Source organism: Ruixingdingia sedimenti, from assembly GCF_031432425.1.
GTDB classification, from domain to species: domain Bacteria; phylum Pseudomonadota; class Alphaproteobacteria; order Rhodobacterales; family Rhodobacteraceae; genus Ruixingdingia; species Ruixingdingia sedimenti.
Genome location: NZ_JAVKPH010000021.1, coordinates 45,138 through 70,657 on the forward strand (window position 1 = coordinate 45,138; position 25,520 = coordinate 70,657).

At 70.7% G+C, this 25,520-nt stretch carries 26 protein-coding genes; 19 read left to right on the plus strand and 7 right to left on the minus strand.

The window, feature by feature from the left end:
- Positions 1-122: 122 nt before the first annotated feature.
- The 12 genes from coxB to RGD00_RS16070 all read left to right on the plus strand — a co-directional run bounded on the left by coxB (position 123) and on the right by RGD00_RS16070 (position 10,402).
- Positions 123-1,031: a cytochrome c oxidase subunit II gene (coxB, locus tag RGD00_RS16015; protein ID WP_310458290.1), complete on the plus strand. Its 909-nt coding sequence runs from the start codon at positions 123-125 to the stop codon at positions 1,029-1,031.
- 55 nt (positions 1,032-1,086) lie between these two features.
- Positions 1,087-2,034: a heme o synthase gene (gene cyoE / locus RGD00_RS16020; protein ID WP_310458291.1), complete on the plus strand. Its 948-nt coding sequence runs from the start codon at positions 1,087-1,089 to the stop codon at positions 2,032-2,034.
- Positions 2,034-2,222, plus strand: coding sequence for a hypothetical protein (locus RGD00_RS16025; RefSeq protein WP_310458292.1), 189 nt, complete (start codon positions 2,034-2,036; stop codon positions 2,220-2,222). Before cyoE ends, RGD00_RS16025 begins: the two co-directional genes overlap by 1 nt.
- Positions 2,219-2,788 (plus strand): cytochrome c oxidase assembly protein, encoded by a 570-nt coding sequence (locus RGD00_RS16030; protein ID WP_310458293.1) that lies wholly within the window; start codon positions 2,219-2,221, stop codon positions 2,786-2,788. The genes RGD00_RS16025 and RGD00_RS16030 overlap by 4 nt, the downstream gene beginning before the upstream one ends.
- 22 nt (positions 2,789-2,810) lie before the next feature.
- Positions 2,811-3,611, plus strand: coding sequence for a cytochrome c oxidase subunit 3 (locus RGD00_RS16035; RefSeq protein ID WP_310458294.1), 801 nt, complete (start codon positions 2,811-2,813; stop codon positions 3,609-3,611).
- Between the two features lie 109 nt (positions 3,612-3,720).
- The gene (locus RGD00_RS16040; protein ID WP_310458319.1) at positions 3,721-4,392 is read left to right on the plus strand and encodes an SURF1 family protein; all 672 of its coding nucleotides are present in this window, start codon (positions 3,721-3,723) and stop codon (positions 4,390-4,392) included.
- A gap of 10 nt (positions 4,393-4,402) precedes the next feature.
- The gene (gene thrC / locus RGD00_RS16045) at positions 4,403-5,794 is read left to right on the plus strand and encodes a threonine synthase (protein WP_310458295.1); all 1,392 of its coding nucleotides are present in this window, start codon (positions 4,403-4,405) and stop codon (positions 5,792-5,794) included.
- Complete coding sequence (locus tag RGD00_RS16050) at positions 5,791-7,050, plus strand: M16 family metallopeptidase (RefSeq protein WP_310458296.1); 1,260 nt, start codon at positions 5,791-5,793, stop codon at positions 7,048-7,050. The genes thrC and RGD00_RS16050 overlap by 4 nt, the downstream gene beginning before the upstream one ends.
- On the plus strand, positions 7,050-7,634 hold the full coding sequence (locus RGD00_RS16055) for a GNAT family N-acetyltransferase (protein ID WP_310458297.1): 585 nt from the start codon (positions 7,050-7,052) through the stop codon (positions 7,632-7,634). The genes RGD00_RS16050 and RGD00_RS16055 overlap by 1 nt, the downstream gene beginning before the upstream one ends.
- A gap of 117 nt (positions 7,635-7,751) precedes the next feature.
- Entirely contained in the window at positions 7,752-8,579 is an 828-nt protein-coding gene (locus tag RGD00_RS16060) for an MBL fold metallo-hydrolase (RefSeq protein WP_310458298.1), read from the plus strand.
- Positions 8,580-8,636: 57 nt separating this feature from the next.
- Positions 8,637-10,073, plus strand: a complete 1,437-nt coding sequence (locus RGD00_RS16065; RefSeq protein WP_310458299.1) for an FAD-binding oxidoreductase — start codon at positions 8,637-8,639, stop codon at positions 10,071-10,073.
- Positions 10,061-10,402, plus strand: coding sequence for a hypothetical protein (locus tag RGD00_RS16070; protein ID WP_310458300.1), 342 nt, complete (start codon positions 10,061-10,063; stop codon positions 10,400-10,402). Before RGD00_RS16065 ends, RGD00_RS16070 begins: the two co-directional genes overlap by 13 nt.
- Positions 10,403-10,624: 222 nt before the next feature.
- Here RGD00_RS16070 and RGD00_RS16075 read toward each other — a convergent pair whose 3' ends face one another.
- Genes RGD00_RS16075 through RGD00_RS16085 form a run of 3 tightly spaced genes read right to left on the minus strand, consistent with a single transcriptional unit; the run spans position 10,625 to position 12,635 of the window.
- Entirely contained in the window at positions 10,625-11,158 is a 534-nt protein-coding gene (locus RGD00_RS16075; RefSeq protein ID WP_310458301.1) for an adenine phosphoribosyltransferase, read from the minus strand.
- Positions 11,159-11,161: 3 nt separating this feature from the next.
- Positions 11,162-12,034 (minus strand): S-methyl-5'-thioadenosine phosphorylase, encoded by an 873-nt coding sequence (locus tag RGD00_RS16080; protein ID WP_310458302.1) that lies wholly within the window; start codon positions 12,032-12,034, stop codon positions 11,162-11,164.
- Position 12,035: 1 nt separating this feature from the next.
- Positions 12,036-12,635 carry a flavin reductase family protein gene (locus tag RGD00_RS16085; RefSeq protein WP_310458303.1) on the minus strand — a complete coding sequence of 200 codons (600 nt, stop codon included), beginning with the start codon at positions 12,633-12,635 and terminating at the stop codon, positions 12,036-12,038.
- 113 nt (positions 12,636-12,748) lie between these two features.
- On the opposite strand from RGD00_RS16085, the gene RGD00_RS16090 reads away from it, so the two are divergent.
- Positions 12,749-13,252 carry a GNAT family N-acetyltransferase gene (locus tag RGD00_RS16090; RefSeq protein ID WP_310458304.1) on the plus strand — a complete coding sequence of 168 codons (504 nt, stop codon included), beginning with the start codon at positions 12,749-12,751 and terminating at the stop codon, positions 13,250-13,252.
- Positions 13,253-13,335: 83 nt separating this feature from the next.
- A complete protein-coding gene (locus RGD00_RS16095; RefSeq protein WP_310458305.1) occupies positions 13,336-14,130 on the plus strand; it encodes an EcsC family protein in 795 nt (264 codons plus the stop codon).
- A gap of 308 nt (positions 14,131-14,438) precedes the next feature.
- Here the strand turns inward: RGD00_RS16095 and ptsP are convergent, their stop codons facing one another.
- The 4 genes from ptsP to RGD00_RS16115 form a co-directional block, all read right to left on the minus strand.
- Positions 14,439-16,685 (minus strand): phosphoenolpyruvate--protein phosphotransferase, encoded by a 2,247-nt coding sequence (gene ptsP, locus RGD00_RS16100; RefSeq protein WP_310458306.1) that lies wholly within the window; start codon positions 16,683-16,685, stop codon positions 14,439-14,441.
- 336 nt (positions 16,686-17,021) lie between these two features.
- Positions 17,022-17,492, minus strand: coding sequence for a redoxin domain-containing protein (locus tag RGD00_RS16105; protein ID WP_310458307.1), 471 nt, complete (start codon positions 17,490-17,492; stop codon positions 17,022-17,024).
- 51 nt (positions 17,493-17,543) lie between these two features.
- Positions 17,544-18,296, minus strand: coding sequence for a hypothetical protein (locus RGD00_RS16110; protein ID WP_310458308.1), 753 nt, complete (start codon positions 18,294-18,296; stop codon positions 17,544-17,546).
- Positions 18,297-18,373: 77 nt separating this feature from the next.
- The gene (locus RGD00_RS16115; protein WP_310458309.1) at positions 18,374-19,000 is read right to left on the minus strand and encodes a MarR family winged helix-turn-helix transcriptional regulator; all 627 of its coding nucleotides are present in this window, start codon (positions 18,998-19,000) and stop codon (positions 18,374-18,376) included.
- Between the two features lie 209 nt (positions 19,001-19,209).
- On the opposite strand from RGD00_RS16115, the gene RGD00_RS16120 reads away from it, so the two are divergent.
- The 5 genes from RGD00_RS16120 (at position 19,210) to RGD00_RS16140 (ending at position 24,573) form a co-directional block, all read left to right on the plus strand.
- On the plus strand, positions 19,210-20,208 hold the full coding sequence (locus RGD00_RS16120; RefSeq protein ID WP_310458310.1) for an ABC transporter substrate-binding protein: 999 nt from the start codon (positions 19,210-19,212) through the stop codon (positions 20,206-20,208).
- Complete coding sequence (locus RGD00_RS16125; RefSeq protein ID WP_310458311.1) at positions 20,195-21,022, plus strand: ABC transporter permease; 828 nt, start codon at positions 20,195-20,197, stop codon at positions 21,020-21,022. The genes RGD00_RS16120 and RGD00_RS16125 overlap by 14 nt, the downstream gene beginning before the upstream one ends.
- Positions 21,019-21,783, plus strand: a complete 765-nt coding sequence (locus RGD00_RS16130) for an ABC transporter ATP-binding protein (protein ID WP_310458312.1) — start codon at positions 21,019-21,021, stop codon at positions 21,781-21,783. The genes RGD00_RS16125 and RGD00_RS16130 overlap by 4 nt, the downstream gene beginning before the upstream one ends.
- Positions 21,780-23,237, plus strand: coding sequence for an NnrS family protein (locus tag RGD00_RS16135; protein WP_310458313.1), 1,458 nt, complete (start codon positions 21,780-21,782; stop codon positions 23,235-23,237). Before RGD00_RS16130 ends, RGD00_RS16135 begins: the two co-directional genes overlap by 4 nt.
- Before the next feature lie 331 nt (positions 23,238-23,568).
- Complete coding sequence (locus RGD00_RS16140) at positions 23,569-24,573, plus strand: hypothetical protein (protein WP_310458314.1); 1,005 nt, start codon at positions 23,569-23,571, stop codon at positions 24,571-24,573.
- Positions 24,574-25,520: the final 947 nt, after the last annotated feature.

A 25,520-nucleotide genomic window follows, 5' to 3' on the forward strand; every position in this document is an offset into this window, starting at 1 on the left:
CGCGATGGTTTTGCTTGTGGGCGCGGTGACAATATGGTTCTACCTGAGGCGGGAACAACGGGATTCTTCCCCAAGCGGCGCGATATGCCGCAAACGACACGGGAACCGCACGGGATAAGATCATGCGACTTTGGACACCTCTTCAGGGCTATGCCACCCTCGCACTGGCAGCTGGCTCGTTCCTCGGCTCGGCCGCCGCCGCCCAGGAACTGACGGTGATCGGCCGTCCCACCGACCGCGCGATGGGCTTTCAGCCCGCGGCGACCGAACTGGCGCACGATCTGCACTGGCTCGACGGGATGGTCCTGTGGATCATCACCGCGATCGTGATCTTCGTCACCGCCCTGCTGGTGGTGGTGATGCTGCGCTACAACCGGCGCGCGAACCCCACGCCGGCGCGGTTCAGCCACAACACGCCGCTGGAAATCGCCTGGACGCTGGTGCCGATCCTGATCCTGATCTTCATCGGCGCCTATTCGCTGCCGGTGCTGTTCAAGCAGCAGGAAATCCCCGTTGCCGACATCACCATCAAGGCGACCGGCAAGCAGTGGTACTGGAGCTACGAATATTCCGACCACGAGTTCGAGTTCGACAGCTACATGATCGGCGCCCCGGCCACCGGCGGCGATTTCACCCTGACCGCCGAGGTCGAGGCGCAACTGGTCGAAGCGGGCTACAGCCGCGAGGATTTCCTGCTGGCCGCCGACAATGCGATGGTCGTGCCGGTGAACAAGGTCGTCGTGGTCAACGTCACCGCCGCCGACGTGATCCATTCCTGGGCCGTGCCCGCCTTCGGGGTGAAGCAGGACGGCGTGCCCGGGCGTCTGGCGCAGCTGTGGTTCAGCGCCGACAAGGAAGGCGTCTATTTCGGCCAGTGTTCCGAACTTTGCGGGGTGGCGCATTCCTACATGCCGATCACCGTCAAGGTGGTGAGCGAGGCGGAATATGCCCGCTGGCTGGAAGGCGCCGTCGCGGAATTCGCGGGCGACCCGTCGACGCTGCGCGCGGTCAAAGTGGCCGCGGCGGAGTAAGTCGCGCAACAGGCAGGGCCGCGCGCGACGTGCGGCCCCACCCGAGGAAATACCGATGACCGATGTCCGTACCCACCAGATCGACAGCCCCGCCCTTTCGCCGGAGGCGGGCTTCGGCGACTATGTGGCGCTGCTCAAGCCGCGGGTCATGTCGCTGGTGGTGTTCACCGCGCTGGTCGGGCTTCTGGTGGCGCCGGTGCCGGTGCATCCGTTCGTGGGGCTGACCTCGGTCCTGTTCATCGCGCTCGGGGCGGGGGCTTCAGGGGCGCTGAACATGTGGTACGACGCCGATATCGACCGCGTGATGCGCCGCACCCGCGGCCGCCCCGTGCCCGCCGGCAAGGTCGCGCCGCAAGAGGCGCTGGCGGTCGGGCTGGGCCTGTCGGGGATCGCGGTGGTGATGCTGGGGCTGGCGGCGAACTGGTTCGCGGCGGGGTTCCTAGCCTTCACCATCTTCTTCTACGCCGTCGTCTACACGATCTGGCTGAAGCGCGCGACGCCGCAGAACATCGTCATCGGCGGCGCCGCGGGGGCCTTTCCGCCGATGATCGGCTGGGCCTGCGCGACCGGGGGGATCTCGGTGGAAAGCGTGGCGATGTTCCTGCTGATCTTCATGTGGACGCCGCCGCATTTCTGGGCGCTGGCGCTGTTCATGAAGGGCGATTACGAAAACGCCGGCGTGCCGATGCTGACCGTGACCCATGGGCGCCGCGCGACGCGGGCGCATATCCTGGTCTATTCGGTGCTGCTGGCCCCGGTGTCCGTCGGCGCGGCGCTGACGGGGATCGGCGGGCCGGTGGCGCTGGCCGCGGCGGTGGTGCTGAACGTGCTGTTCGTCGTCGGCGCGCTGCGCATCTGGCGGCGGGACGAGGTGCAGGCCGCGGCCGATGCCTATGCGGTGGAAAAGCGGTTCTTCCGCTTCTCGCTCGCCTATCTCTTTCTCTGCTTCGTGTCCTTCCTGGCCGAGGCGGCGCTGAAATCCTGGGGCCTCGGGGGGTGGTGATGTCGTTTCGTCCAGATCATGAACTGCACCGGCGCCGGATGGGGCGCAACCTCGGGATCGGCCTCGTGCTGGTCGTGTTCGTGGGGCTGGTGTTCGGCCTGACGATCGCCAAGATTTCGGGCGGCGGCCAGATCAGCGGTTTCGACCATAGCGTGCGCCCCGAACTCGTGCCGGAGGAAACGCAATGAAGGGCCCGGCGCGGACGGCGGCGCAACTGGCGGGGGTGGCGGTGGTCATGGCCGCGCTGTCGTTCGCCGCGGTGCCGTTCTACGACTGGTTCTGCCGCGTCACCGGCTTCGGCGGCACCACCGCGACCGCGGTGCAGGCCCCGGCGGGTGTGCTGGACCGCACGGTCAAGGTGCGTTTCGACGCCTCGCTCGGCAAGGACATGCCGTGGCGGTTCAAACCCGCGCAGCGCGAGATGGAGATCCGCATCGGCGAGGTCGGCCTTGCCTTCTACGAGGCCCACAACCCCACCGACCGGCGCATCGCCGGCACCGCCAGCTACAACGTCGCGCCGTTTTCGGCGGGCGGTTATTTCACCAAGATCGACTGTTTCTGCTTCGAGATGCAGGTGCTCGAACCCGGCGAGACGATGCAGATGCCCGTCACCTTCTACATCGACCCGGATATCGTGACCGACCGCGAGGGCAAATACGTCCGCGAGATCACGCTTTCCTACACCTTCCACACGACCGACCTTCCCGCGGACACGGCGGCGGCCACAAAGCCGCCGGCCACGGGAACGAACTGACCAGCCAGCGAGGGACCGCGACATGGCGCATTCCAAGAACCACGACTACCATATCCTTCCCCCATCCATCTGGCCCCTGCTGGGTGCGGTCGGCGCCTTCGTGATGCTGTTCGGGGGCGTCCTGTACATGAAGGGCATCACGCCCTGGATGTTCTTCATCGGCCTCGCGCTGGTGCTCTACACCATGTACGGCTGGTGGTCCGATGTGGTGCGCGAGGGCGAGACCGGTGATCACACCCCGGTGGTGCGCATCGGCCTGCGCTATGGCTTCATCCTGTTCATCGTGTCCGAGGTGATGTTCTTCTCGGCCTGGTTCTGGAGCTTCTTCAAGCACGCGCTCTACCCGATGGGGCCGGACAGCCCGATGAAGGATGGCGTCTGGCCGCCGGCCGGGGTCGAGGTGTTCGATCCCTGGCACCTGCCGCTGATCAACACGCTGATCCTGCTGTGTTCGGGTGCGGCGGCGACCTGGGCCCACCATGCGCTGGCCCATGACAACAACCGCCGCGACCTGAAGAACGGCCTGATCCTGGCGGTGATCCTGGGCGTGCTTTTCACCCTGCTGCAAGCCTACGAATACAGCCACGCCGCCTTCGGTTTCGCCGGGAACATCTATGGCGCGAACTTCTTCATGGCGACGGGCTTCCACGGGTTCCACGTCGTCATCGGGACGATCTTCCTGCTGGTCTGCCTGATCCGCGCCTACAAGGGCCATTTCACGCCGACCCAGCATGTGGGCTTCGAGGCTGCGGCGTGGTACTGGCACTTCGTCGACGTGGTCTGGCTGTTCCTCTTCGCCTCGATCTACGTCTGGGGCCGCTGAGCCCCGCCCCGCCGCCGGGCGACCGGCGGGGGCTTGCCGGAAAGGGGCGCGGGCCGCAGGGTCCGCGCCTTGCCGTTGGAACGATGCGAAAGGGGGGCCGGGTGTGGCATTGCGTCGGCTGATTGCGCCGCTGGTCTTTGGCCTGGGCGGCGCCGCGATCCTGATCGGGCTCGGGTTCTGGCAGGTGCAGCGCCTGTCCTGGAAGGAAGGCGTGCTGGCGGAAATCGACGCCCGCATCGCCGCCTCCCCGGTGGCGCTGCCCGAGGCGCCCGATGCGGACCGCGACCGTTTCCTGCCGGTGCAGGTCGCGGGGCGGTTCACGGGCGAGGCGCTGGACGTGCTGACCAGCCGCAAGGGGCAGGGCGCGGGGTTCCGCATCGTCGCGGTGATGGAAACCGATGCGGGCCGCCGCATCCTGATCGACCGCGGCTTTTTGCCCGAGGCGCGCCGGGCCGACCCGCGCGCCGAAGGCCCCGCGACCGTGACCGGCAACCTGCACTGGCCCGACGACAAGAGCAGTTCGACCCCGCCCCCCGACCTGGCGCGCGGCATCTGGTTTTCCCGCGATGTGGCGGACATGGCGGCGGCGCTGGATACGGAACCCGTGCTGGTCGTGCTGCGCGCGGGCGGGCCGCAGGACGGGGTGACGCCGATGCCGCTCGATACCTCGGGGATCCCGAACGACCATCTGGGCTATGCGGTCACATGGTTCCTGCTGGCGGTGGTGTGGTTGGGGATGACAGTCCTGCTGGTCTGGCGTATCTGGCGCAGGTCGGCGTAAGGAGACAGGCATGAAATACGTATCCACCCGCGGCACGGCGCCGGAACTGGATTTCGGCGCGGCGATGATGACGGGTCTGGCGCGCGACGGCGGGCTTTACGTGCCCGCCGCGGTGCCGCAGATGGCACCCGCCGACATCGCGGCGCTGGCGGGGGCGAGCTATGAGGACGCGGCCTTCCGCGTCATGCGCCCCTTTCTGGGCGATACCTTCACCGACGACGAATTCCGCGCCCTGATCGCGCGCGCCTATGCCGGTTTCGGCCATGCCGCCCGCGCGCCGCTGGTGCAGCTGGCGCCGAACCATTTCCTGCTGGAACTGTTCCACGGCCCCACGCTGGCGTTCAAGGATTTCGCCATGCAGCTGATCGGGCAGATGATGCAGGCGGCGCTGGCGAAATCGGGAAGCCGGATCACCATCGTCGGCGCGACCTCGGGCGATACCGGGTCTGCGGCGATCGAGGCGTTCCGGGGCCTGTCGAACGTCGATGTGTTCATCCTCTTCCCCCATGGCCGGGTGTCAGAGGTGCAGCGCCGGCAGATGACGACGCCGTCGGAATCGAACGTGCATGCGCTGGCGCTGGAGGGCGATTTCGACGATTGCCAGGCGCGGCTGAAGGACATGTTCAACCATTTCGAGTTCCGCGATGCCGTGGGCCTCGCCGGGGTGAACTCGATCAACTGGGCGCGGGTGCTGGCGCAGGTGGTCTATTACTTCACCGCCGCGGTGTCGCTCGGCGCGCCGCACCGGCAGGTGAACTTCACCGTGCCGACGGGGAATTTCGGCGACATCTATGCCGGCTCCATCGCCCGGGCGATGGGCCTGCCCATCGGGCAGCTGGTGGTGGCGACGAACCAGAACGACATCCTGCACCGCGCGCTGACCACGGGTGTCTACAGGACCGAAGGGGTGCGCCCCTCGATCAGCCCGTCGATGGACATCCAGGTGTCCTCGAATTTCGAACGCGCGCTGTTCGATGCGCTGTCGCGGGATGGCGCGGCGGTGGCGGGGCTGATGGCCGACCTGCGCGACACCGGGGCCTTCACCATCCCGCAGGGTGCGCTGGAAGGGCTGCGGGCCGGTTTCGCATCGGGCCGCTGTTCGGAGGATGAAACCGCTGCCGCCATCGCCCGCACGCTGGAAACCTCGGGCGAGTTGCTGTGCCCGCATTCCGCCGTGGGCGTGCATGTGGCCGAACCGTATCTGGGCGATGTGCCGATGGTGACGCTCGCCACCGCCCATCCCGCCAAGTTCCCCGATGCGGTAGAGGCCGCGACCGGCATCCGTCCCGCGCTGCCGCCCCGCATGGCGGGTCTGTTCGACCGGCCCGAGCGTGTGACCCGGGTGCCCAACGACCTCGCCGCGCTCGAAGCCCTCATCCTCGAAAGGACCGGCCGGAAATGATCCGCATCGCCACGCTGCCCAACGGTTTCCGCATCGTGACCGAAACGATGCCGGGGCTGAAATCCGCGTCCATCGGGCTGTGGATCAACGTGGGCGGCCGGCACGAGGCGGCGGACCAGACCGGGGTGGCGCATTTTCTCGAACATATGGCGTTCAAGGGCACCACAAGGCGCAGCGCCCTGCGCATCGCCGAGGAAATCGAGGATGTGGGCGGCTATATCAACGCCTATACCAGCCGCGAGATGACCGCCTATTACGCCCGCGTGCTGGAGGCGGATGTGCCGCTGGCGCTCGACGTGATCGCGGATATCGTGCTGAACCCGGTGTTCGACCCGCGCGACGTGGAAACCGAACGCCATGTGATCCTGCAGGAAATCGGCCAGGCGCTGGACACGCCCGACGATGTGATCTTCGACTGGCTGCAAGAGGTGGCCTATCCCGACCAGCCGATGGGCCGCCCGATCCTTGGCCCGGCGGAACGGGTGGAACGGTTCACCCGCGACGACCTGCGCCGCTTCGTGGGCGACCATTACGGGCCCGACCAGATGATCCTGTCCGCCGCCGGCGCGGTGGACCATGACCGCATCGTGGCGGCCGCGACGGCGATCTTCGGCGGCCTTTCCCCGGTGGGCATGCCGCGGCTGGAACCCGCGCGCTTCACCCCCGGCGAGCGGCGGGAACTGCGCGATCTGGAACAGGTCCATTTCACGCTGGCGTTCGAGGCGCCGGGCTATCGCGACGATGCGGTCTATACCGCGCAGGTCTATGCCACCGCGATGGGGGGCGGCATGTCCTCGCGCCTGTTCCAGAAGATCCGCGAGGACCGGGGCCTGTGCTATTCCATCTTCGCGCAGTCGAGCGCGCATGAGGATACCGGGCTGATGACGATCTACGCCGGCACCGGCGCGGCGGAAATCGCGGAACTGGCCGACCTGACGGTGGCGGAACTGAAACGCGCCGCCGACGACATGACCGAGGCAGAGGTCGCCCGCGCCCGCGCGCAGATGAAGGCCGGGCTGCTGATGGGGCTGGAAAGCCCCTCGGCCCGGGCGGAACGGCTGGCGCGGATGCTGGCGATCTGGAACCGCGTGCCGGATGTCGAAGAGGTGGTGGCCAAGATCGACGCGGTGACGGTCGGCGCGGTGCGCGACCACGGCGCGGCGCTGGCCGCGGGCGGGCGGGCGGCGATGGCGCTTTACGGCCCCGCCGATGCGGCGCCCGACCTGACCACGATCCGCGACAGGCTCGCCGCCTGATGTGGTCGCTGCGCCGCAAGCCGTTCATCGAGACGGAGCGGTTGACGCTGCGCCTGCCGGTACAGTCCGACTTCCGGGCCTGGGCGGCACTGCGGCAGGACAGCGCCGGGTTCCTGCAACCGTGGGAGCCGACCTGGTCCGACGACCACCTGACCCGGCGCGCCTTCGCCAACCGCGTCGCCTGGGCCGCGCGGGCGCAATCGCAGGGCACGGCGCTGCCGTTGCTGCTGATCCGGCGCGAGGGGCAGGTGCTGGTGGGGGCGATCACGCTCGACAACATCCGGCGGGGGCCGGCGCAGGCGGGGACGATCGGCTATTGGGTCGGCGCGCCCTTCGCCCGCAAGGGCCTCATGCGCGAGGCGCTGATGGCGGTCTGCCACCATGCCTTCACGGTGCTGGACCTGTCGCGGCTGGAGGCCGCCTGCCTGCCGGAAAACGCGCCCTCGCGCGGGCTGCTGGAAAAATGCGGCTTCAAGTACGAGGGCGTGGCGCAAAGCTATCTCCAGATCGCGGGGCGCTGGCGCAACCATGTGCTCTACGCCAATCTGCGCGGCGACCGGCGCGGGCGGTCCGACGCGGGGTAGGGCACGGAAAGTTTTCGGGTGGAAATCCTGCATCCCCGATCACGCATGCGCGAGCGGCCGGATTGATGCGTGACGGACGGGCATCCTGCCGTATCCTTGCGGGCAGGAGGTCCCGCCATGTTCCGCCGCGCCGCCGCCTTTGCCCTGACCTGCCTTGCCCTGTTCGGCCCCGCCGCGCCCGCCGCGGCGCAGGACCGTATCCCCAGCCATTGCATCGCGCTGGCGCAGGCCCCGGGGCTGGAGGTGATCCACCGCGCCAGTTTCGGCCAGCCCCTGGCCGCCGACCGCGTGCGCATCAGTTTCGTCGGCCATGCCACCTTCGTGCTGGAAACCCCGGGCGGGCTGGTCGCGGCCACCGACTATACCGGCCATCTGGGCCGGGGCGATGTGGTGCCCGATGTGGTGACGATGAACAACGCCCATTCCACCCACTGGACGCCCTACCCGGATGACCGCATCCCCCATGTCCTGCGCGGCTGGGACGATGGCGGGGGCGCGGCCGAGCACCTGCTGGATCTGGGCGAGATGCTGGTGCGCAACGTGCCCACCGATGTGCGCGACTGGCAGGGCGGGGTTCGGCCCAACGGCAATTCCATCTTCGTGTTCGAGGTGGCGGGGCTCTGCATCGGCCATCTGGGGCATCTGCACCACGAACCCTCGGTCGAACAATATGCGGCGCTCGGCCGGCTCGACGTGGTGATGGCGCCGGTGGACGGGGGCTATACGCTCGATCTGCCGACGATGATGCGGGTGGTGTCGCGGCTGCGGTCCTCGGTGGTGCTGCCGATGCACTGGTTTTCCGGCGCCTCGCTGGAGGTGTTCCTGGCCGAGATGGTGAAGGAGTTCGAGGTGGTGCGGCTCGACCAGAGCCATGTCGAACTGGGGCTGCACATGCTGCCCGGGCGGCCGACGATCATGGTGCTGGATCCCCGGGCCCTGCGCTGAGCCTTGCATTGCCCGCCCCCCTGCGCCAAGCAGGGGGAAACCCCAAAGGCGCGCCCCATGCTGCACCCCGCCGATCCCGCCTTCGCGGCCCTCTTGGCCGCGCGCCTGCCCCCGGGGCGGGTCCGCACACCCGAACCCCGGCATCTGGAGGAACCCCGGGGCCGCTGGCACGGGCAGGGCGGCTGCCTCGCCCTGCCGCGCAGCACGGCAGAGGTGGCCACGATCGTCGCCGCCTGCGCCGCGGCCCGGGTGGGGATCGTGCCCTGGGGCGGGGGCACGGGGCTGGTGGGCGGGCAGGTGGCCGGGCCCGGCCCCGCGCCGGTGATCCTGTCGCTGGAACGGATGACCGCCGTGCGCGGCATCTGGCCGGCGGAAAACGTGCTGATCGTCGAGGCGGGCGCGACGCTCGCCGACGTGCAGGCCGCGGCCGAGGGCGCGGGGCGGCGGTTTCCGCTGTCGTTGGCGTCAGAGGGCAGCGCGACCATCGGCGGCAATCTGGCGACGAATGCCGGCGGCACCGCCGTGCTGCGTTACGGCAATGCCCGCGACCTGTGCCTCGGGGTGGAAGCCGTGCTGGCCGACGGCAGCGTGCTGCACGGGCTCAAGCGGCTCAGGAAGGACAACACCGGCTACGACCTGCGCCATCTGCTGATCGGGTCGGAAGGCACGCTCGGCATCATCACCGCCGCCGCGTTGCGGCTGGTGCCCCCGCCCGCGGCCGAAGGGGCGGCGCTGATGGTGGTGCCGGGGCCGGCGGCGGCGCTCGACCTGCTGGCGCTGGCGCAGGGGCGGCTGGCGGGGCTGGTCACGGGGTTCGAACTGATGCACCGCACGGGCCTCGAATTCCTGGCGCAGACGATGCCGGACATCCGCCAGCCCTTCGCCGTGCCGCCCGAATGGTTCGTGCTGGTCGATCTGGGCCTGCCCGAGGGGCTCGACCCCGCCGCGGCGCTGGAGGGGCTCTATGCCGCCGCGGCGGAACAGGGGCTGGTCGGCGACGGGCTCATCGCCAGTTCGGCTGCGCAACGTTCCGCCTTCTGGGCCCTGCGCGAGGCGATCCCGCTGGCCAACCGCAAGGTGGGCGCGGTATCCTCGCATGACATATCGCTGCCGCTGTCGGCGATCGCCGGGTTCATCCCGCGGGCGACGGCCGCGCTGGCGGAACTGGGCGACTGGCGGATCAACTGTTTCGGCCATCTGGGCGACGGGAACCTGCATTTCAACGTCTTTCCCGCCCCCGGCCGGACCCGGGCCGCGCATGACCACCAGCGCGCCGCGGTGATGGCCTGCGTCTACGATCTGGTGCATGCCATGGGCGGCTCGATCAGCGCCGAACATGGGGTGGGGCGGCTGAAGGCGGGCGATCTGGAACGCTATGGCGATCCGGCGCGGCTGGCGGCGATGCGGGCGATCAAGGCGGCGCTGGACCCCTGCGGGATCCTCAACCCCGGGGCGGTGCTGCGCAACGCAGGAGGTGACATATGCGAAGGTTGATGCTTGCCGCGGCGCTGATGATGGCGGCGGCGACCCCCGCCGCGGCGGACTGGATCCAGCTGGTGCCGACCAATGTGCGCGGGGCCGACGGGGCCTATCACCCCGCGTTGCAGATGATGCGCAACGGCAAGGCGCAGCGGTTCCTGGTCGAAACCGGCGAGATCCCGCGCGCGGCGGTGGTCGACGGGCCCACGGCGGTGCGGTGGGTGGTGGACCGCTTCGGGCTCGACCCCCGCCGCGACCAGGTGATCTATTGCCCCGGCGCGATCCTGGGCTTCGGCTGTTTCGGCCGCGACATGCCGATGGAACTGGTGGTCATCTGGCCGTGACCCTTGCGCCTGCGGCCCGGGCCGCGCCGGGGGCCAGCCCCGCGCCGGCTGGTTCTCGAACCAGTGGCGCACCAACCGGCGCCCCCGGAGTATTTGGGAAAAGATGAAGCCGCACAGGAAAGGAAACACGCCCTTCCTCACTTTCTGTCCTTAAATATCCCGGGGTCCGGGGCAGCGCCCCGGCACCGCCCTGTCCACCGGGCGTTGCGGCCTGGCGGGTCCTCAATGCCCCTCGAAGGCGCAAAGCGCGTGGACGGCGTGGCCCATGCCCTCGATCCGGGCGCGGCCGCCGAGGTCGGGCAGGTCCACCACAAAGGCGCAGCCCACCACGCTGGCGCCGAGCCGTTCCACGAGGCCGATCCCGGCCGCGCAGGTGCCGCCCGTGGCCAGCAGGTCGTCGACCACCAGCACCCGTTCGCCGGGGGTAAGCGCGTCCTCGTGGATTTCCACCACCGCCTCGCCGTATTCCAGCCGGTAGCCCTGTGCGATGGTGCGGCCGGGCAGCTTGCCCTTCTTGCGCACCGGCACGAAGCCCACCGACAGCTGATGCGCCACCGCGCCGCCGAGGATGAAGCCCCGCGCCTCCAGCCCGACCACCTTGTCGATCCGGCTGCCCGCCCAGGGGTGCAGCAACTGGTCTATCGCCATGCGGAAACCGCGGGCATCGGCGAAAAGCGTGGTCACGTCGCGAAACAGGATGCCCTCCTGCGGGAAGTCGACGATGGTGCGGATGTAATCCCTGACGGTTTTCTGCATCGTTCAGCCCTTGAGCACGCGGCCGGCCACCGCATCGAGTTTCGCCACCAGCGCGGGGTCGCGCCGGTCGGGCGCGGTGATCACCGCATGGTCGAGCGCGCGGTCGCAGCCATGCGTGCAGGGCGCGCGATCGGGGCCGAGCAGCCCCGGCAAAGCGGCGATCGCGCTACGGGCATGGGCGGCGTTGCCCGCCATCACCCGCAGCACCGCCGCCACATCCACCGCGCCGTGGTCGGGGTGCCAGCAGTCGTAATCCGTCACCATCGCCACGGCGGCGTAGCAGAGTTCGGCCTCGCGGGCGAGGCGGGCCTCGGGCAGGTTGGTCATGCCGATCACGTCGCAGCCCCAGCTTTGGTACAGGCGGCTTTCGGCGAGGGTGGAAAACTGCGGGCCCTCCATGCACAGGTAGGTGCCGCCCTCGTGCAGCGTCACGCCGGTGGTGCGGGCGGCGGCGGCGACGGCCGCCGAGAGCCGCGCGCAGGTGGGATGGGCGAGGCTGACATGCGCGACGCAGCCGGTGCCGAAGAACGACCCCGCCCGCCCCAGGGTGCGGTCGATGTACTGGTCCAGCACGACGAAATCCCCCGGCGCCATGTCCTCGCGGAACGACCCGCAGGCGGAAACCGACAGGACATCCGTCACCCCCAACCGCTTCAGCGCGTCGATATTGGCGCGGTAGGGCACCTCGGCCGGGGCATGGACATGGCCGCGCCCGTGGCGGGGCAGGAAGGCGACCGGCAGCCCGTCGAGCCGCCCGGTCAGGATCTGGTCCGAGGGCGGGCCCCAGGGGGTCTCGACCGCGACCCAGGCCGCATCTTCCAGCCCGTCGATCCGGTAGACCCCGGATCCGCCGATCACGCCCAGCATGGTCTGCATGTCACGCTCCATCCTGATCCCCGGGTTTGGGGCGGGGCAGGGCGCGGACCTCGCGCACCACCGCGAAATCGAGATAGCCCATCCGCGCCACGGGGCGAAAGCGCGTCACGTCGAAGCGGCCGTCCACGATGCAGTCGTCGCGCAGGTGGATCCCTGTCGCCTCGCCGATCACCAGATGATTGCCCTCGCCGCGCAGATCCACGATCTGCACCACCCGCGCCTCGATGCTGGCCGGCGCGCCCGCGACGCGGGGGCAGGGGATCGTTTCGCATTCGGCCTTGGGCACCCCGCAGCGGGCGAATTCGTCCACCCCGGGGCCGAATTCGGCCGAGGTGGCGTTCGCGGCCTCCATCATCGCCTCTTCCACCACATTGGCGCAGAACACGCCGGTTTCGCGGATATTGGTCAGCGAATCCTTCACCCCCGTCGACGAAAACACGATCTGCGGCGGGCTGTAGGCGACGATGTTGAAGAAGGAATAGGGCGCGAGGTTGTCGCCGGTGCCGCCGCGGCTGGAAATCCAGCCGATGGGGCGCGGCGTGACCAGCGCCGCCCAGGGGTTGCGTTTCAGGCCGTGGCCGTCCTCGGGGCGGTAGAACATGGCGGCTCCTCTCTGTTTGCCCCTGACGTAGCCGCATGTTAGGGGCGCTTCCAGAAGAAACGCTTCGGCGCGCCCTCCGCGGCGTGCCGGGATCGGAAGGGGCAGGCCAGGCTATGTTCCATCTGGCAGAGGAAACGCCGGCCGACTATTGGGAGGTCGAGGCGCTTTACGACCTGTGTTTCGCGCCCGGGCGCACGGCGCTATCCTCCTACCGGCTGCGCGAGGGCGTGGCGCCGGTGGCGCCGCTCTGCCTTGTGCTGCGCGATGGCGAGGGGATCCTCTGTGCCGTCATCCGTTATTGGCCGGTGCGGGTGGGCGGGCGGCGGGCGCTGCTTCTGGGCCCGGTCGCGGTGCACCCCACGCATCAGGGCGAGGGTCTGGGCGGCCTGCTGATCAACCAGAGCCTGACCGAGGCGCGGCGCCTGGGATGGCAGCGGGTGCTGCTGGTGGGGGATGCGCCCTATTACCGCCGCTTCGGTTTCGTCAAGCGCGAGGGCGTGGTGATGCCGCCCCCCACCAACCCCGACCGGGTGCTGGGGCTGGAACTGGTTCCCGGCGCCTGGGAAGACGTGGCGGGCGAGGTCACGCGCGATGCGCCGGACGGGGCGGGGGGCTGAGGGGCCAAAATTTTTCGCCCGAAAAATTTTCGCCCACCCCCCCCCCCGGCGTTCGGCCCCCTTGAACCACGGCCATTGCGGGCGTGCCCCCGCATACCTACGTTCAGGGCATGGACAACGACGCCCCCGTTCCGGCCCTTCGCCCCTCTGAACCGCCGGCAGAGATCATCGCCGCCATCGCCGCGCGCCACCATCGCGCCGGGCGCGGGGTGATGGCGGTGGTCAACCGCCTCGGCACCTCGTTCGAGGACCGGCTTCAGGCGCTGCCCGAGGGCTGGCGCAACCGGCTCGACGGGGCGACCGAGGCCGCGCTGCTGCGCGCCTATGGGCTGGCCCGTGCCGGCGGGCGGGTGCCCACCATCGGCGGGCGGGGGCATGTGGCGCTCGCCTCGATTTCCGGGGCGCTCGGGGGGCTCGGGGGGCTGCCCTCTGCGCTGGCGGAACTGCCGGTGGCGGTGACGCTGATCCTGCACCAGATCCAGGAGGTGGCCGACCACTACGGCTTCGACCCCGCCGCCGACCCGACCCGGCGCGAGACGTTGCAGGTGTTCGGCGCGGGCAGCCCGCTGGCGGATGACGATGGCGCGAACAGCGCCTTCATCGGCGCGCGGCTGACCTTCACGGGCCCCGCGCTCAACCGCATGATCGCCACCATCGCGCCGCGGCTGGCCACCGCGCTCGGGCCGAAGCTGGCGGCGCAGGCGGTGCCGGTTCTGGGGGCGGCGGCGGGGGCGGGGCTGAACGCGGCCTATATGGGCTATTACCGCGAAATGGCGCATGTCCGCTTCGGCCTGCTGCGGCTGGCGCTGGACCACGACCCGCTGGCGGTGCAGGACGCATTCCGCCGCGCGGTCGCCCCGGGGCGGATCGCGCGCTGAGGGCGCGCGTCTTGCGCGGGGGGCGGGCTTCTGCCCTGACGATGGAGTGACTTGCGTGCGCACCGGGGTTGGGGGGCACCAGCCCTGCCGAATCCCATGGATCTGGCTGGCGAAGGCGCGTGCCTTCGCCATATCCTGCGATCCGAGTTGCCCCGGCCGGGGGCCCAAAGCCCCCGGCCAGCGACCGCCCCGCCCATGGCGGGCGCTACTCGCCCGCCGGGGCAGGCGCTGGCCTACCCTTATCGCCTGTGATCACGGATTTTCACGGCACCGCCGCGCGAACGGGCGGGGGCAGGGCAAATGTCGCCCTAGTCCTGCTGCTGCGTCACCAGCCATTGCATCAGCGCGGGCCGGGTGCTCATGTCGCCGCGCGCGATGGCGGCGTCGATGACGGCGCGCGCCTCGGTCAGGTCCACCCGGCGGATCAGGTGTTTGACCGGCCCGATCGAGGCCGGGCGCATCGACAGGCTGCGCAGCCCCATTGCCGCCAGCGCGATCGCCTCCACCGGGCGGCCCGCGTCCTCGCCGCAGAAGGTCAGCGGCGTGGCGGTTTCCGCGCAGCGGTCCACGATCTGGCCGAGGAAGGTCAGGAAAGAGGCGTTCAGCGTGTCGTACCGCCGCCGCACCCGTTCGTTTTCCCGGTCGGCGGCGAAGAAGAACTGCTTGAGGTCGTTGCCGCCGATGGACACGAAATCGCACCGCTCGAAGAACGACCGCGGCGCGAAGGCGAGGCTGGGGGTTTCCAGCATCGCGCCGACCTCCACCTTTTCGGGCAGCACGCGGCCCATCCGCGCTTCCTGGTCGAGCGTGTGCATCAGATGGTCGCGCGCGGCGGTATATTCCTCCATCTGCGCGACGAAGGGGAACATCACCGACAGCGGCCGCCCCGCCGCGGCGCGGATCAGCGCCTGCAACTGCATCCGCAGCACGCCCGGCTTTTCCAGCCCCACCCGGATCGCGCGCCAGCCCATCGCGGGGTTGGGTTCGTCCTGCGGCTTCATGTAGGGCAGCACCTTGTCCGACCCGATGTCGAGCGTGCGGAACACCACCCGCCGCCCGTGCGCGGCATCCATCACCCGGGCGTAAAGCGCGGCCAGTTCCTCGCGCCGCGGCACCTTGGTGCGCAGCAGGAACTGCAGTTCGGTGCGGAAAAGCCCCACCCCTTCGGCGCCCGAACCTTCGAGGCTGGGCAGATCCGCCATCAGGCCCGCGTTCATGTGCAGCGCGATCACCGTGCCGCACCGCGCCTGCGCCGGCAGGTTGCGCAGCGATGCATAGCGTTCCTGCGCCTTGGCCTGCATCGCGATCTTGTCGCGGAACGCCTTGGCCACGTTTTCCTCGGGGCGCAGATGCACCACGCCCTGATCGCCGTCGACAAGGATGTGGTCGCCGTTCAGCGCCTCGGTCGTGATGCGTTCGGCATGGATCACCAGCGGGATCGCCAGCGCGCGCGCGACGATGGCCGCGTGGGATCCGACGGAGCCTTCCTCCAGCACCACGCCCTTCAGGCGGCGGCCGTAATCCAGCAGTTCCGCCGGGCCGATGTTGCGCGCGACCAGAACCGGGTCGGGCGGCATGGTCGCGCCGGTGTCGGTGCCCTGTCCGGTCAGGATGCGCAGCAGGCGGTTCGACAGATCGTCCAGATCGTGCAGCCGGTCGCGCAGATAGGCGTCGGGCACCTGTTCCAGCCGGGCGCGGGTGGCGGATTGTTCCTTTTCCACCGCCGCCTCGGCCGACAGGCCGCGGGCGATGTCCTCCTCCATCCGCCGCGTCCAGCCGCGGGAATGGGCGAACATGCGGTAGGCCTCCAGCACCTGCCGCTGGTCCTTGTCGAGGCTCGCCGCCGACAGCAGGTCGTCGACCGACACGCGCAGCTGCGACACCGCGGCGCGCAGCCGGTCGGTTTCCCGCGCCGGATCGTCGGCGACGGGGTTGGCGATGACCACGCGGGGCTCGTGCAGCCAGACATGGCCTTCGGTCGTGCCCTCCTGCCCGGTGGCGCCGCGAAAGCTGACGGGCTGGGAATGCAGCGCCTTGATGCCCTCGCCGCCGCCGGCCAGCGCGCCCAGTTCGTTCATCTCGGCCAGCACCATCGCCACGACCTCGAGCCCGTAGACCTCGTCCTCGGAAAACTGCCGCGCGGTCTTGGACTGCACCACCAGCACGCCCATCTTTTCGCCCACGCGCTGGATCGGCACGCCGAGGAAGCTGGAATAGATCTCTTCCCCCGTCTCGGCCATGTAGCGGAAGCCCTTTTCCGAAGGCGCGTCGCCGGTGTTCACCGGGCTTCCCGTGCGCGCCACCCGGCCCACCAGCCCCTCGCCCATCTTCAGTCGGGTCTTGTGCACGGCGGCGGGATTGAGCCCCTGCGTGGCGCAGAGTTCGAGCGTCACGGGGTCGCGGAAGAGGTAGATCGAACAGACCTCGGACCCCATCGAATCGGCGATGAGGCGCACGATCCGGTCCAGCCGTTCCTGCCCCTCCGCCTCGGAGGCGAGGGTGTCGCGCAGGCGCCGCAGCAGTTTGCGGCTTTCGCTTTCGCTGCGTTCGGGCATTCCGGTTCGTCCTGAAAATCGCTTCCCCTCTCTATAGGGGGCGGCAGCGGGAAGGGAAAAGGGTAAATCCGCCGCAGCCGGGCGAATCGGCGAAAGCCGGGCGCGGTGTGATCACGCGGCGCGCAGGGTGGCGCGGGAACGGGCGCCGCGCCGGGGGCGAGGGCGGCGCCGGGGGCTTCGCGCCCCCGGACCCCCGCGGGATATTTATGGACAGAAAGTGAAAACGGGCGAATCCTGAGCACGTCCCTTTTTCATTTTCTGTCCTTAAATATCCCCGCCGGAGGCCACCGACCTGTCCGCGCGCGCAGCGGTGGACGGATGCCCTGTCGCCGGGGCTCAGGCGGGCGGTTCCATCACCAGCGCCATGATCTCCGCCCCGACCGCCATGTCGGCGACCTGCCCCAGATGGCGTGCGCGCATCCGCCCCTGCCGGTCGAACAGCAGCAGCGTCGGCGTGCCCTCCAGCCCCCAGTTGCGCATCGTCAGGGGCAGGGCGGCGGGGCCGGGTTGGTCCACCGCCACCGGAAAGCCGATGCGGTATTCGTGCAGGAAGGCCGCCAGCGACACCGGGGTCATCGCCGCATGGTGTTCGAACACCGCATGCAGGCCGATCACCGCCACGTCCTCGCGCCGGAAGGTCTGGGCGATGCGCTGCGCCTGCGGCAGGCCGTGACTGACGCAGCCGGGGCAGAGCATCTGGAACGCCTCGACCGCGACCACCTTGCCGCGCAGATCGTCGGGGCCCGGGGGCCGGTCGGTGTTCAGCCATTCGGCGGCCTGAAGGCCGGGCAGGCAGGGGTCGGTCATGCGGGGCCTCCTTCGGCTGCCGCGCGGGGCGCGGGCCCGCGCGGCGGGGGGTTATTCGTTCACCCGGCCCGGCAGGCTCAGATCGCCCGAGGCCACGTCGAACACATCCGTCACGCACAGCAGCGGCGCGTGGATATTGGCATTGACCCGCAGCGCCGCGGTCACGCCGTCGAAGCGCGCGCCCTCCACCACGCCGATGTCGGCGAAGGGCACGCGGACGCTGACCGCCGTGCCGGCAAAGACCGGCGACCAGCCGGGGCTGTCGAGCAGCAGCGGCAGGCCCGGCCAGGTGGGCGGGACGGGCGGCGTTTCGCCTTCGGGGATGTCGATGACCTTGAGCGCGCCGGGGCCGCAGGCGTCATCGGGGCCGAGCACGACCCAATGGCTGTGCCAGGCGCCGCCGTCGTCGTCCAGCGCCCCGCTGCCGTTTTCGTCGAACAGCGGCGTGTCGTCGAAATCCGGGTGGATGGTGACGGCGAAGGCGAGGATCCCCGCGCCCGGGGCGAAGCCCACCGCCGAGGGGTCGATGTCCGTCGGCCAGACATAGGAAAAGACCGGCGCCCCGGCCAGCCCGCCCGCGGGGTCGGGCCGCGCCGCGCCGGGGGTGCCCGCGGTGCCCATGGTGAAGGTGGCGATGCGGCCCTCGGTGGTGATCGCGGCCGATACGATGTCGAATTCGGCCCGTTCGGCGCCCGGTTCGGCGGTGATGCCATGGGCGCCCGCCATGGTGGCCGCGCAGGCCAGCGCGGCCCCGGCACCGGCAAGGGCAGGGCCGTGGCGAAGGGTGGGAAAAGCTGTCATCATGGGGTGCTTCCTTTCGTGACCCGAGGGGGGGTGAAAGGGTGCCCGGGCCGTGCCAGCGGCTTCCGGGCACCCGGCTGTCAGCCCGCGGCGGTCAGGCGCGCCCGGGTGCGGGCGGCCGTGTCGGGCGGGGCGGGGGCGTGGTCGGCGCAGTCGATGCGCAGGGCGGCATCGCCGAAGGCCGTGTCCACGAAGGCGCAATGGTGCGGGCGCGCGGGGTCGTCATGGGCATGGGGGCGGAAATGGGCGCAGGTCGCGCACATCCGCTGCACCGGGATCGCGCGCGCCTCTTGCAGCGCGTGGATCAGGTCGGTCAGCATCCGCAGCAGATCCCCCTGCCGCGCGGGGGGCAGGGCGGCCAGTGCGGCCAGCAGGTCGGCGGCCCCCTCGGGCAGGGCGGCGGCTAGCGCGGCGCCGGCGGCGGTGGGGGCGATGCGGCTTGCCCGCCGGTCGGCGGGGTCGGGGCGGCGTTCGGCCAGCCCCTTGGCCGCCAGCGCCCCCGCGGCATCCGACAGCGTGGGCAGGCTGACGCCGAGGCTGCGGGCAAGGTCGGTGGTGCGCTGCGGGCCGCGCCGGGCGGTTTCGCGCAGGATTTCCGCCTGCGTCGGCGTCAGCCCCCGCGCGCCCGCCGCCTGCCAGTCCGCCGCGCGATGCAGCAGCGCAAGGCGCGACAGGGCGAAGGCGATCTGGGATGGCGTGTCTTGCATGGTTGCCTCCTGCGGGCAGAATATTAGGAGTCCTATTCAATTGCAACCGCCCGCTGCGGCAAAATCGCCGGGCCGCGCGGGCGGGCTTCATCCCGGCGCGGGGGGTGGTAGAATATGCACATGCCGTACCGATTACCGGCGCACCGGATCGCGCGGCCCCGGGCCAGCCGTCTTGCCAGCCTTCACCCATCGACCCGAAGGAGGCCCGCATGCCCCGTACCCGCCCGTTTCTGTCCCGCCGCGCGCTGATGGCCGGTTCGGTCGGCCTTGCGGCGGCGCTTGCGCTGCCCGCCATCGGCCGCGCCGCGCCGCTGGCCCGGCTGGCGCTGTTCGGCCCGCCCGCCGGGCCTTCGATCACGCTGGCCCATGCGGTGGCGACCGGCGCGCTGGCGGATCTGGCGGCAGAGGTCACGCTGACCGTCTGGCGCAATCCCGACGAATTGCGCGCGGGCCTGACCTCGGGCGCCATCGACCTGTCGGTGGTGCCGGTGCAGGCGGCGGCGAACCTTTACAACCGCGGCATGGGGCTGCGGCTGGTGAATGTGATGACCGACGGGCTCAACTACATCGTCGGCACGCCCGGCGCGGCGCCGGGGCTTGCGGGGCTTGCGGGGCAAAGGCTCGCCGTGCCCTTCGTCAACGATACGCCCGATTTCATCCTGCGCGCGCTGCTGGCCCGTCACGGGCTGGAGGGGCGGGTGGAACAGGTTCCCGCCGGCAGCCCGATCGAGGCGGCGCAGATGCTGCTGGCCGGCCAGATCGACGCGGCGCTGCTGGCCGAACCGGCGGCGAGCGTGGCGGTGCTGCGCGGTGCGGTGGCGGGCAGGGGGCTGGCGCGGGTGGTGGACATCCAGCAGGAATGGGGCGCGCTGACCGGGCTCGGCCCCCGGGTGCCGCAGGCGGGGCTGGCGGTGACGAAGGGGTTCAGCGAACGGGCGGGGGATCTGATCGCGCCCCTGCATGCGGCGCTGGCGCAGGTGACGGAACAGGTGAATGCCGACCCGGCGGTGGCGGCGCTGAATGCCGCGGCGGCGCTGGAATTGCCCGCCCCGGTCCTTGGCGCGTCGATCCCCCATTCGGCGCTGGTGGCGCGCCCCGCGGGCAGCATGCGGGCGGAAATCGAGGCGATGCTGTCCCTGATGGCCAAGGCCGATCCGGCGATCATCGGCGGGGGTCTGCCCGATGAAGGGTTCTATGCGCTGGCCTGAGATCACCGCCGCCGCCCGCGACCGCCTGGGCCGCCTCGGGCGGTTCCTGTGGTCCGGTTGGGCGGGGCTGGCGGGGCTGTGCCTGCTGGCGGCGCTCTGGCAGGCGGGGCACGAGGCTTATGGCGATTTCATCCTGCCCGCGCCGCTGGCCACGGTGCGGGCGGCGGGGCGGCTGGTGGCGGACGGGCCGGCCCGGGCGCTGCTGCTGCTGACCACCGAACGGGCGTTGCAGGGCTTTGCCGCCTGCGCGCTGATGGGCGGCGCGGCGGGGATCGCGGCGGGCTATTCGCCCGCGGCGCTGCGGCTGTCGCGCCCGATCCTGACGGTGATCCTGGGCGTGCCGCCCATCGCCTGGATCGTGCTGGCGATGATCTGGTTCGGCGCCACCGACCGCACCGTCGCCGTGACCATCCTGATCGCCGCCGCGCCCATCGTCTTTGCCGGCGCGGTCGAGGGCGTGGCGACGCGCGACCGCGGGCTCGACGTGATGGCGCAGGTGTTCGGCGCGGGGCCGATCCGCCGCTTCACCCATGTCGCGGCGCGCCAGATCGCGGCGCATCTGCTGCCGGCGCTGATCCTCGCGCTCGGCACCGCGTTCAAGGTGGCGGTGATGGCGGAACTCTTGGCCAATGCGGGGGGCGTGGGCGGCGCGCTGGCCCGCGCCCGCGCCATGCTGGACATCGCCGAGGCGCTGGCTTGGGTCTGCCTTGCCGTCATCGCGCTGATCGTGGTGGAATACGGGCTGATCCGGCCGGTGAAGGGCGAACTGGAACGCTGGCGCGAGGCCGCCGCGCCCTGGGGGGTGAAGCGATGACGCTGCTGGCGCTGGACCGGATCGGGCATGCCTTCTTCGGCCGCACGGTGATCGAACGCATCTGCCTGACCGTGGGGCCGGGCGAGATCGTGTCGCTGATCGGCCCTTCGGGGTCGGGCAAGTCCACCATCGCCCATGTCGCTGCCGGGCTGCTGGAGCCGCGCGAGGGTGCGGTGCGCCGCGCCTACCGCCGCCATGCGATGGTGTTCCAGGATCCCCGCCTGTTGCCCTGGGCCACGGCGGCGCAGAACATCGCGCTGCCGCTGCGGCTGGCCTGCGTGCCTCCCCGCGACCGTGCCGCCCGTGTGCAGGAGGCCGCGGCCCGCGCGGGTCTTCTGCCCGAGGATCTGGACAAATACCCGTCAGAGCTGTCGGGCGGCATGCGCCAGCGCACCGCCATCGCCCGCGCGCTGGCCCCCGACCCCGACTTCATCTATTTCGACGAACCCTTCACCGCGCTCGACGTGGCGCTGAAGCGGCGGATGCAGGACCTGCTGATCGCGGCGGCCGCCACCACCGCGGGCGCGGGCGCGCGGTTCGCCGCGCTGTTCATCACCCACGACCTGATGGAGGCGATCCGCATCAGCCACCGTATCCTCGTGCTGGATGCAGAGGGCCGCGGCATCGCGGGCGAGCGGCGGGTGGAGGGCACGCCGGGCCACCGCGCCGACGCCATGGTCTTTGCCCTGTGGCAGGGCTACCTTGGCGCCGACCCCCTCTTCGCCCATGTCCACGACATCGACGAACGCCGCCGGCCATGACCCGCCCCCCGCTCTCTGCCCCTCCACCCTCGCCCGCCGCGTCGGGCATGACCCCGCCGCCGGCGTGCGAAGCTGCCCGGGCCGGTGGCCCGCCGCGCGACGGCGACGCGGTTCGCCTGCGCGAGGGTGCCCGTCAGGGCGATGCGGCTATCCTGCGCGGGGGGCTGTCCCTACCGTCCCCGGATGGCGATGCCGCACAGGGTGCTGCCGCCCCCGGCGCGGACGGCGCCGCAGGTGCGGCCGATGCGTCCTCGCCCGCGCCGACATCCATCCCCCTCCACCGCATCCTGTCCGACGAGGGCTTTCGCCTCTTCTTTCCGCTGGCGGCGCTGCATGCGGGGCTGTGGCCGCTGTGGTGGGTCGGGGTCTGGGGGTTCGACCTGCCCTTCGCGCGGTCCGTCCCGCCGGGGCTGTGGCATGCGCAGGAAATGGTGTTCGGCGCCTGGGGGGCGGCGCTAATCGGGTTCATGACCACGGCGGCGCCGGAATGGGCCAATGCAGCGCGGCTGCGCGGGCGGGTGTTGTGGGTGCTGGCGGGCCTTTGGGGGCTGGCGCGGCTGGCGGGGCTGGCGGGGGCGGATGCGCTGGTGATCCCGGCGGCGCTGGCCGATCTGGGCTGGATGCTGGCGCTGGTGGCCTGGCTCTTGCTTGTGTCCTGGCGGCGGCGGACGGTGCGGGTTCTATCCTTCGCCGGCTGGATCGCGGCGCTGGCGGCGGCGGGGATGGTGGCGCGGTGGGGCATGGTGCGGGGCGACATGGCGCTGGCCTCCGACGCGCTGCGGTTCGCGGGGCTGCTGTTCCTCGGCCTTCTGGGCCTTGCACTGGCCCGGATCACCGTGCCCGTGACCAACCATGTCCTCGACCCGACCGAGGCCACCGCCCCCTTCCGTCCCCATCCGGGGCGCATGAACCTCGGCCCCGGGCTGGTCGCGCTGGCCCTTCTGGGCCAGCTTGCGGGCCTTTCCCCCGCCACCACCGGCTTTCTGTGGCTGGCCGCCGGGGCAGGGTTCATGGACCGCATGGCCGAGGGCTTCGTCGGGCGCGCGGCATTCCGGGCAGAGATCCTGGTGCTGATGGCCGCCGCGGGTTTCGCCGGGGCGGGGCTGCTGGCGCTCGGCGCCGCGCGGCTCGGTGCGCCCTGGGGCGAGGTCGCGGCCCTGCATCTGGCGCTGATGGGGGGCCTCGGCCTCGGCGTGCTGGCGGTGCTGGCGATCGCGGGCCGGTTCCATACCGGGCAGAGCCTGGGCCTGAACCGCCCCACCCGCGCGGCCTTCGTGCTGGCCGCCGCCGCCACGATGCTGCGCGCGCTGCCCGAAATGGGCCTGCTGCCCTGGCCCCCCGGCCCGACCCACCTGCTGGCGGCGCTGGCCTGGGCGGCGGCCTTCCTGCTCTGGCTCGCCGACTACTGGCCCGCGCTGCGCGGCGCCGCGACCTTGCAGGCCGAGGGCTGTTAGGCAGCCCGCACCGGCCCCGGCGAACGGCGGCGTGCCCGACCCCTCCGGCCCCTCGGAAAACCGGCATGTTCGCCCCGTGCGGACAACCGGAGGAACAGGGCAGGGCGCGCCGCAGGACAGACCAAAACCCCCGCAGGGCCACCGCCGCAGTACACGGCCGGGAACAATCGCGTGCGCAAGTTGTTGGAATAACCGGATGAACGTCGCGCATCCGCCCTGTTTTCACATGAACCGGAGTTTTCCATGCACAGCATCATCTATCTGGTCGGTCTCGTCGTCGTCGTTCTGGCGATCCTGTCGCTCTTCGGTCTGCGCTGAGGAGGGCTTATCCATGGAAAGAACGGAAAGCCTGACGGCGGCCTCGGCACCCGCGTACCGGATCGGCGGATCCTATATCGACTGGCCGGCGGTTCTGGGCGGGGCAGTGGTCGCGGCGGCCACGGCCACGTTGTTCGCCGTCTTCGGTGCGGCGCTCGGCCTCACCACCGTGTCGGCGGATCCGGGCGAAGGCTCGGTCACGCTGCTTCTGATCGTGACGGCGGTCTGGACCGTCGTCTCGCTGATCGCGGCCTATCTGGCGGGCGGCTATGTCGCCGGGCGGATGCGGCGGCGGGTCGATGACGCCAGCGCGGATGAAGTGTCCACCCGCGACGGGATCAACGGGCTGGTGGTCTGGGGTCTGGGCATGCTGGTGACGGCATGGATGGCCGCGGGGGCCTTGGGAACTGCCGCCGTCACCACCGGAAACGCCGTCGGCGGCGTGGCGCAGGCCACGGGCGCGGCGCTCGGCGGTGCGGCAGAGGCCGTGGGCACCGCGGTGGCCGATGACGAAACCACGATCGGCTGGATCGGCGACAGCCTGTTGCGCACGCCGCCCGCGTCGGCCGCCGCCCCCGCCACCGGGTCCGTAACGGGCACGCCGCCTGCCGCCGCGGCCCCCGAACCGGCGGCGGACACCGGAACCATGGGCCGCCAGAGCACCGCGATTCTGGCCAACGTGCTGCGCACCGGCGAGATTTCCGAAGAGGACAGCGCCTATCTGGTCGCCGCCACCGCGCGGACCACGGGGCTGTCCACCGCCGAGGCGCAGGCCCGGGTCGACCAGGCCATCGCCGCCACGCAGGAGGCGCGGGCCGAGGCGCAGCGTCAGGCCGAGGCGGCGGAAGCCGCCGCGCGCGACGCCGCGGAAACGGCGCGGATCAGCACGATCCTGACGGCCTTCCTGCTCGCCGCCGCCTCGCTCGTCGCCGGAGCCGCAGCGGTCGCAGGCGCCGTCCGCGGCGGACGCCACCGCGACGAGGGCCGGGTGTTCGGCGGGCTGACCTACCGCATCTGACACTTCCTCCCCGCCGCTGCGCCCGGTAGCGGCGGGGAACGACCGGGATGGGGCAGGGCGCCACAGGGCGGCGTATGTCCCGGGGCGGGCGCAGTTCCGCAATTCCGGTCGGATATCGGTCCCATGCAGCACCCTCGGACGCAGACGCGGATGACGCGCCCCCTGGGCGCGGTACCGCCGAACTGCTGTAGCCCTCGATCACCAACAGGATCTCGGCGCAGGCCTCCATCACCGCCGGGGCACGGGCAGGCAGGGCGGCGGTGCGGGTCGCGGCCATCTGGCGGCGATCTGCTTCTGCGGCGGCATCGTGCCGGGCCTGAAAGACCTGTCGCATGTCACGGGCACAGATCGCGTTGATCCTCGGTTCGGGCAAGAGTGTGAAATGATATTCCAGACCGCCGCCGCGACCGGCGCGCTTGTTACCGTTTGCGCGGTATCTGTCGGACAGATGCGCTGTTGTGTGACACCAATACTTGCAGTTACCCGGGAACAGCTGGGAAAAGCCGGGAACAGCTGAATGAAGCCGCGAGAACAGTGGCTTAGGGAGCGGGTGTCGCTGTGACGGGGCCGTTGCAGCGTGTCTTGCAGTCGACCGTGAAAAGCCCGTGAAAGGGCGTTCAAGGGCTGTCGGCCACCGTGTCGGCGCTAGGTGGCGGACGGCGGGAATCGCCAACGAAACAAGGGTTTTTGAGCATTTCGGGGCTGTCGGAGACCGGGATCACCCGCTTCGGAACCTTCAAGGAAGCCCGAAAGTTCTGTCGGCGGCTTGAAAGTTCGGAAATTTCTTGGACAGACAGCAGGTTAGTTGAGACAAGACCCGGCAAGATCGGCGCCCGAACATTCAAGCGATTTTTCGGGGGGGCACGGTCTTGAACCGCGCCGGGTTTGCCGGAGGCTGATTTCGGTTAGTTACGCGGCCATGGCGTCAGTTTCCAGAGCGGCGTAGA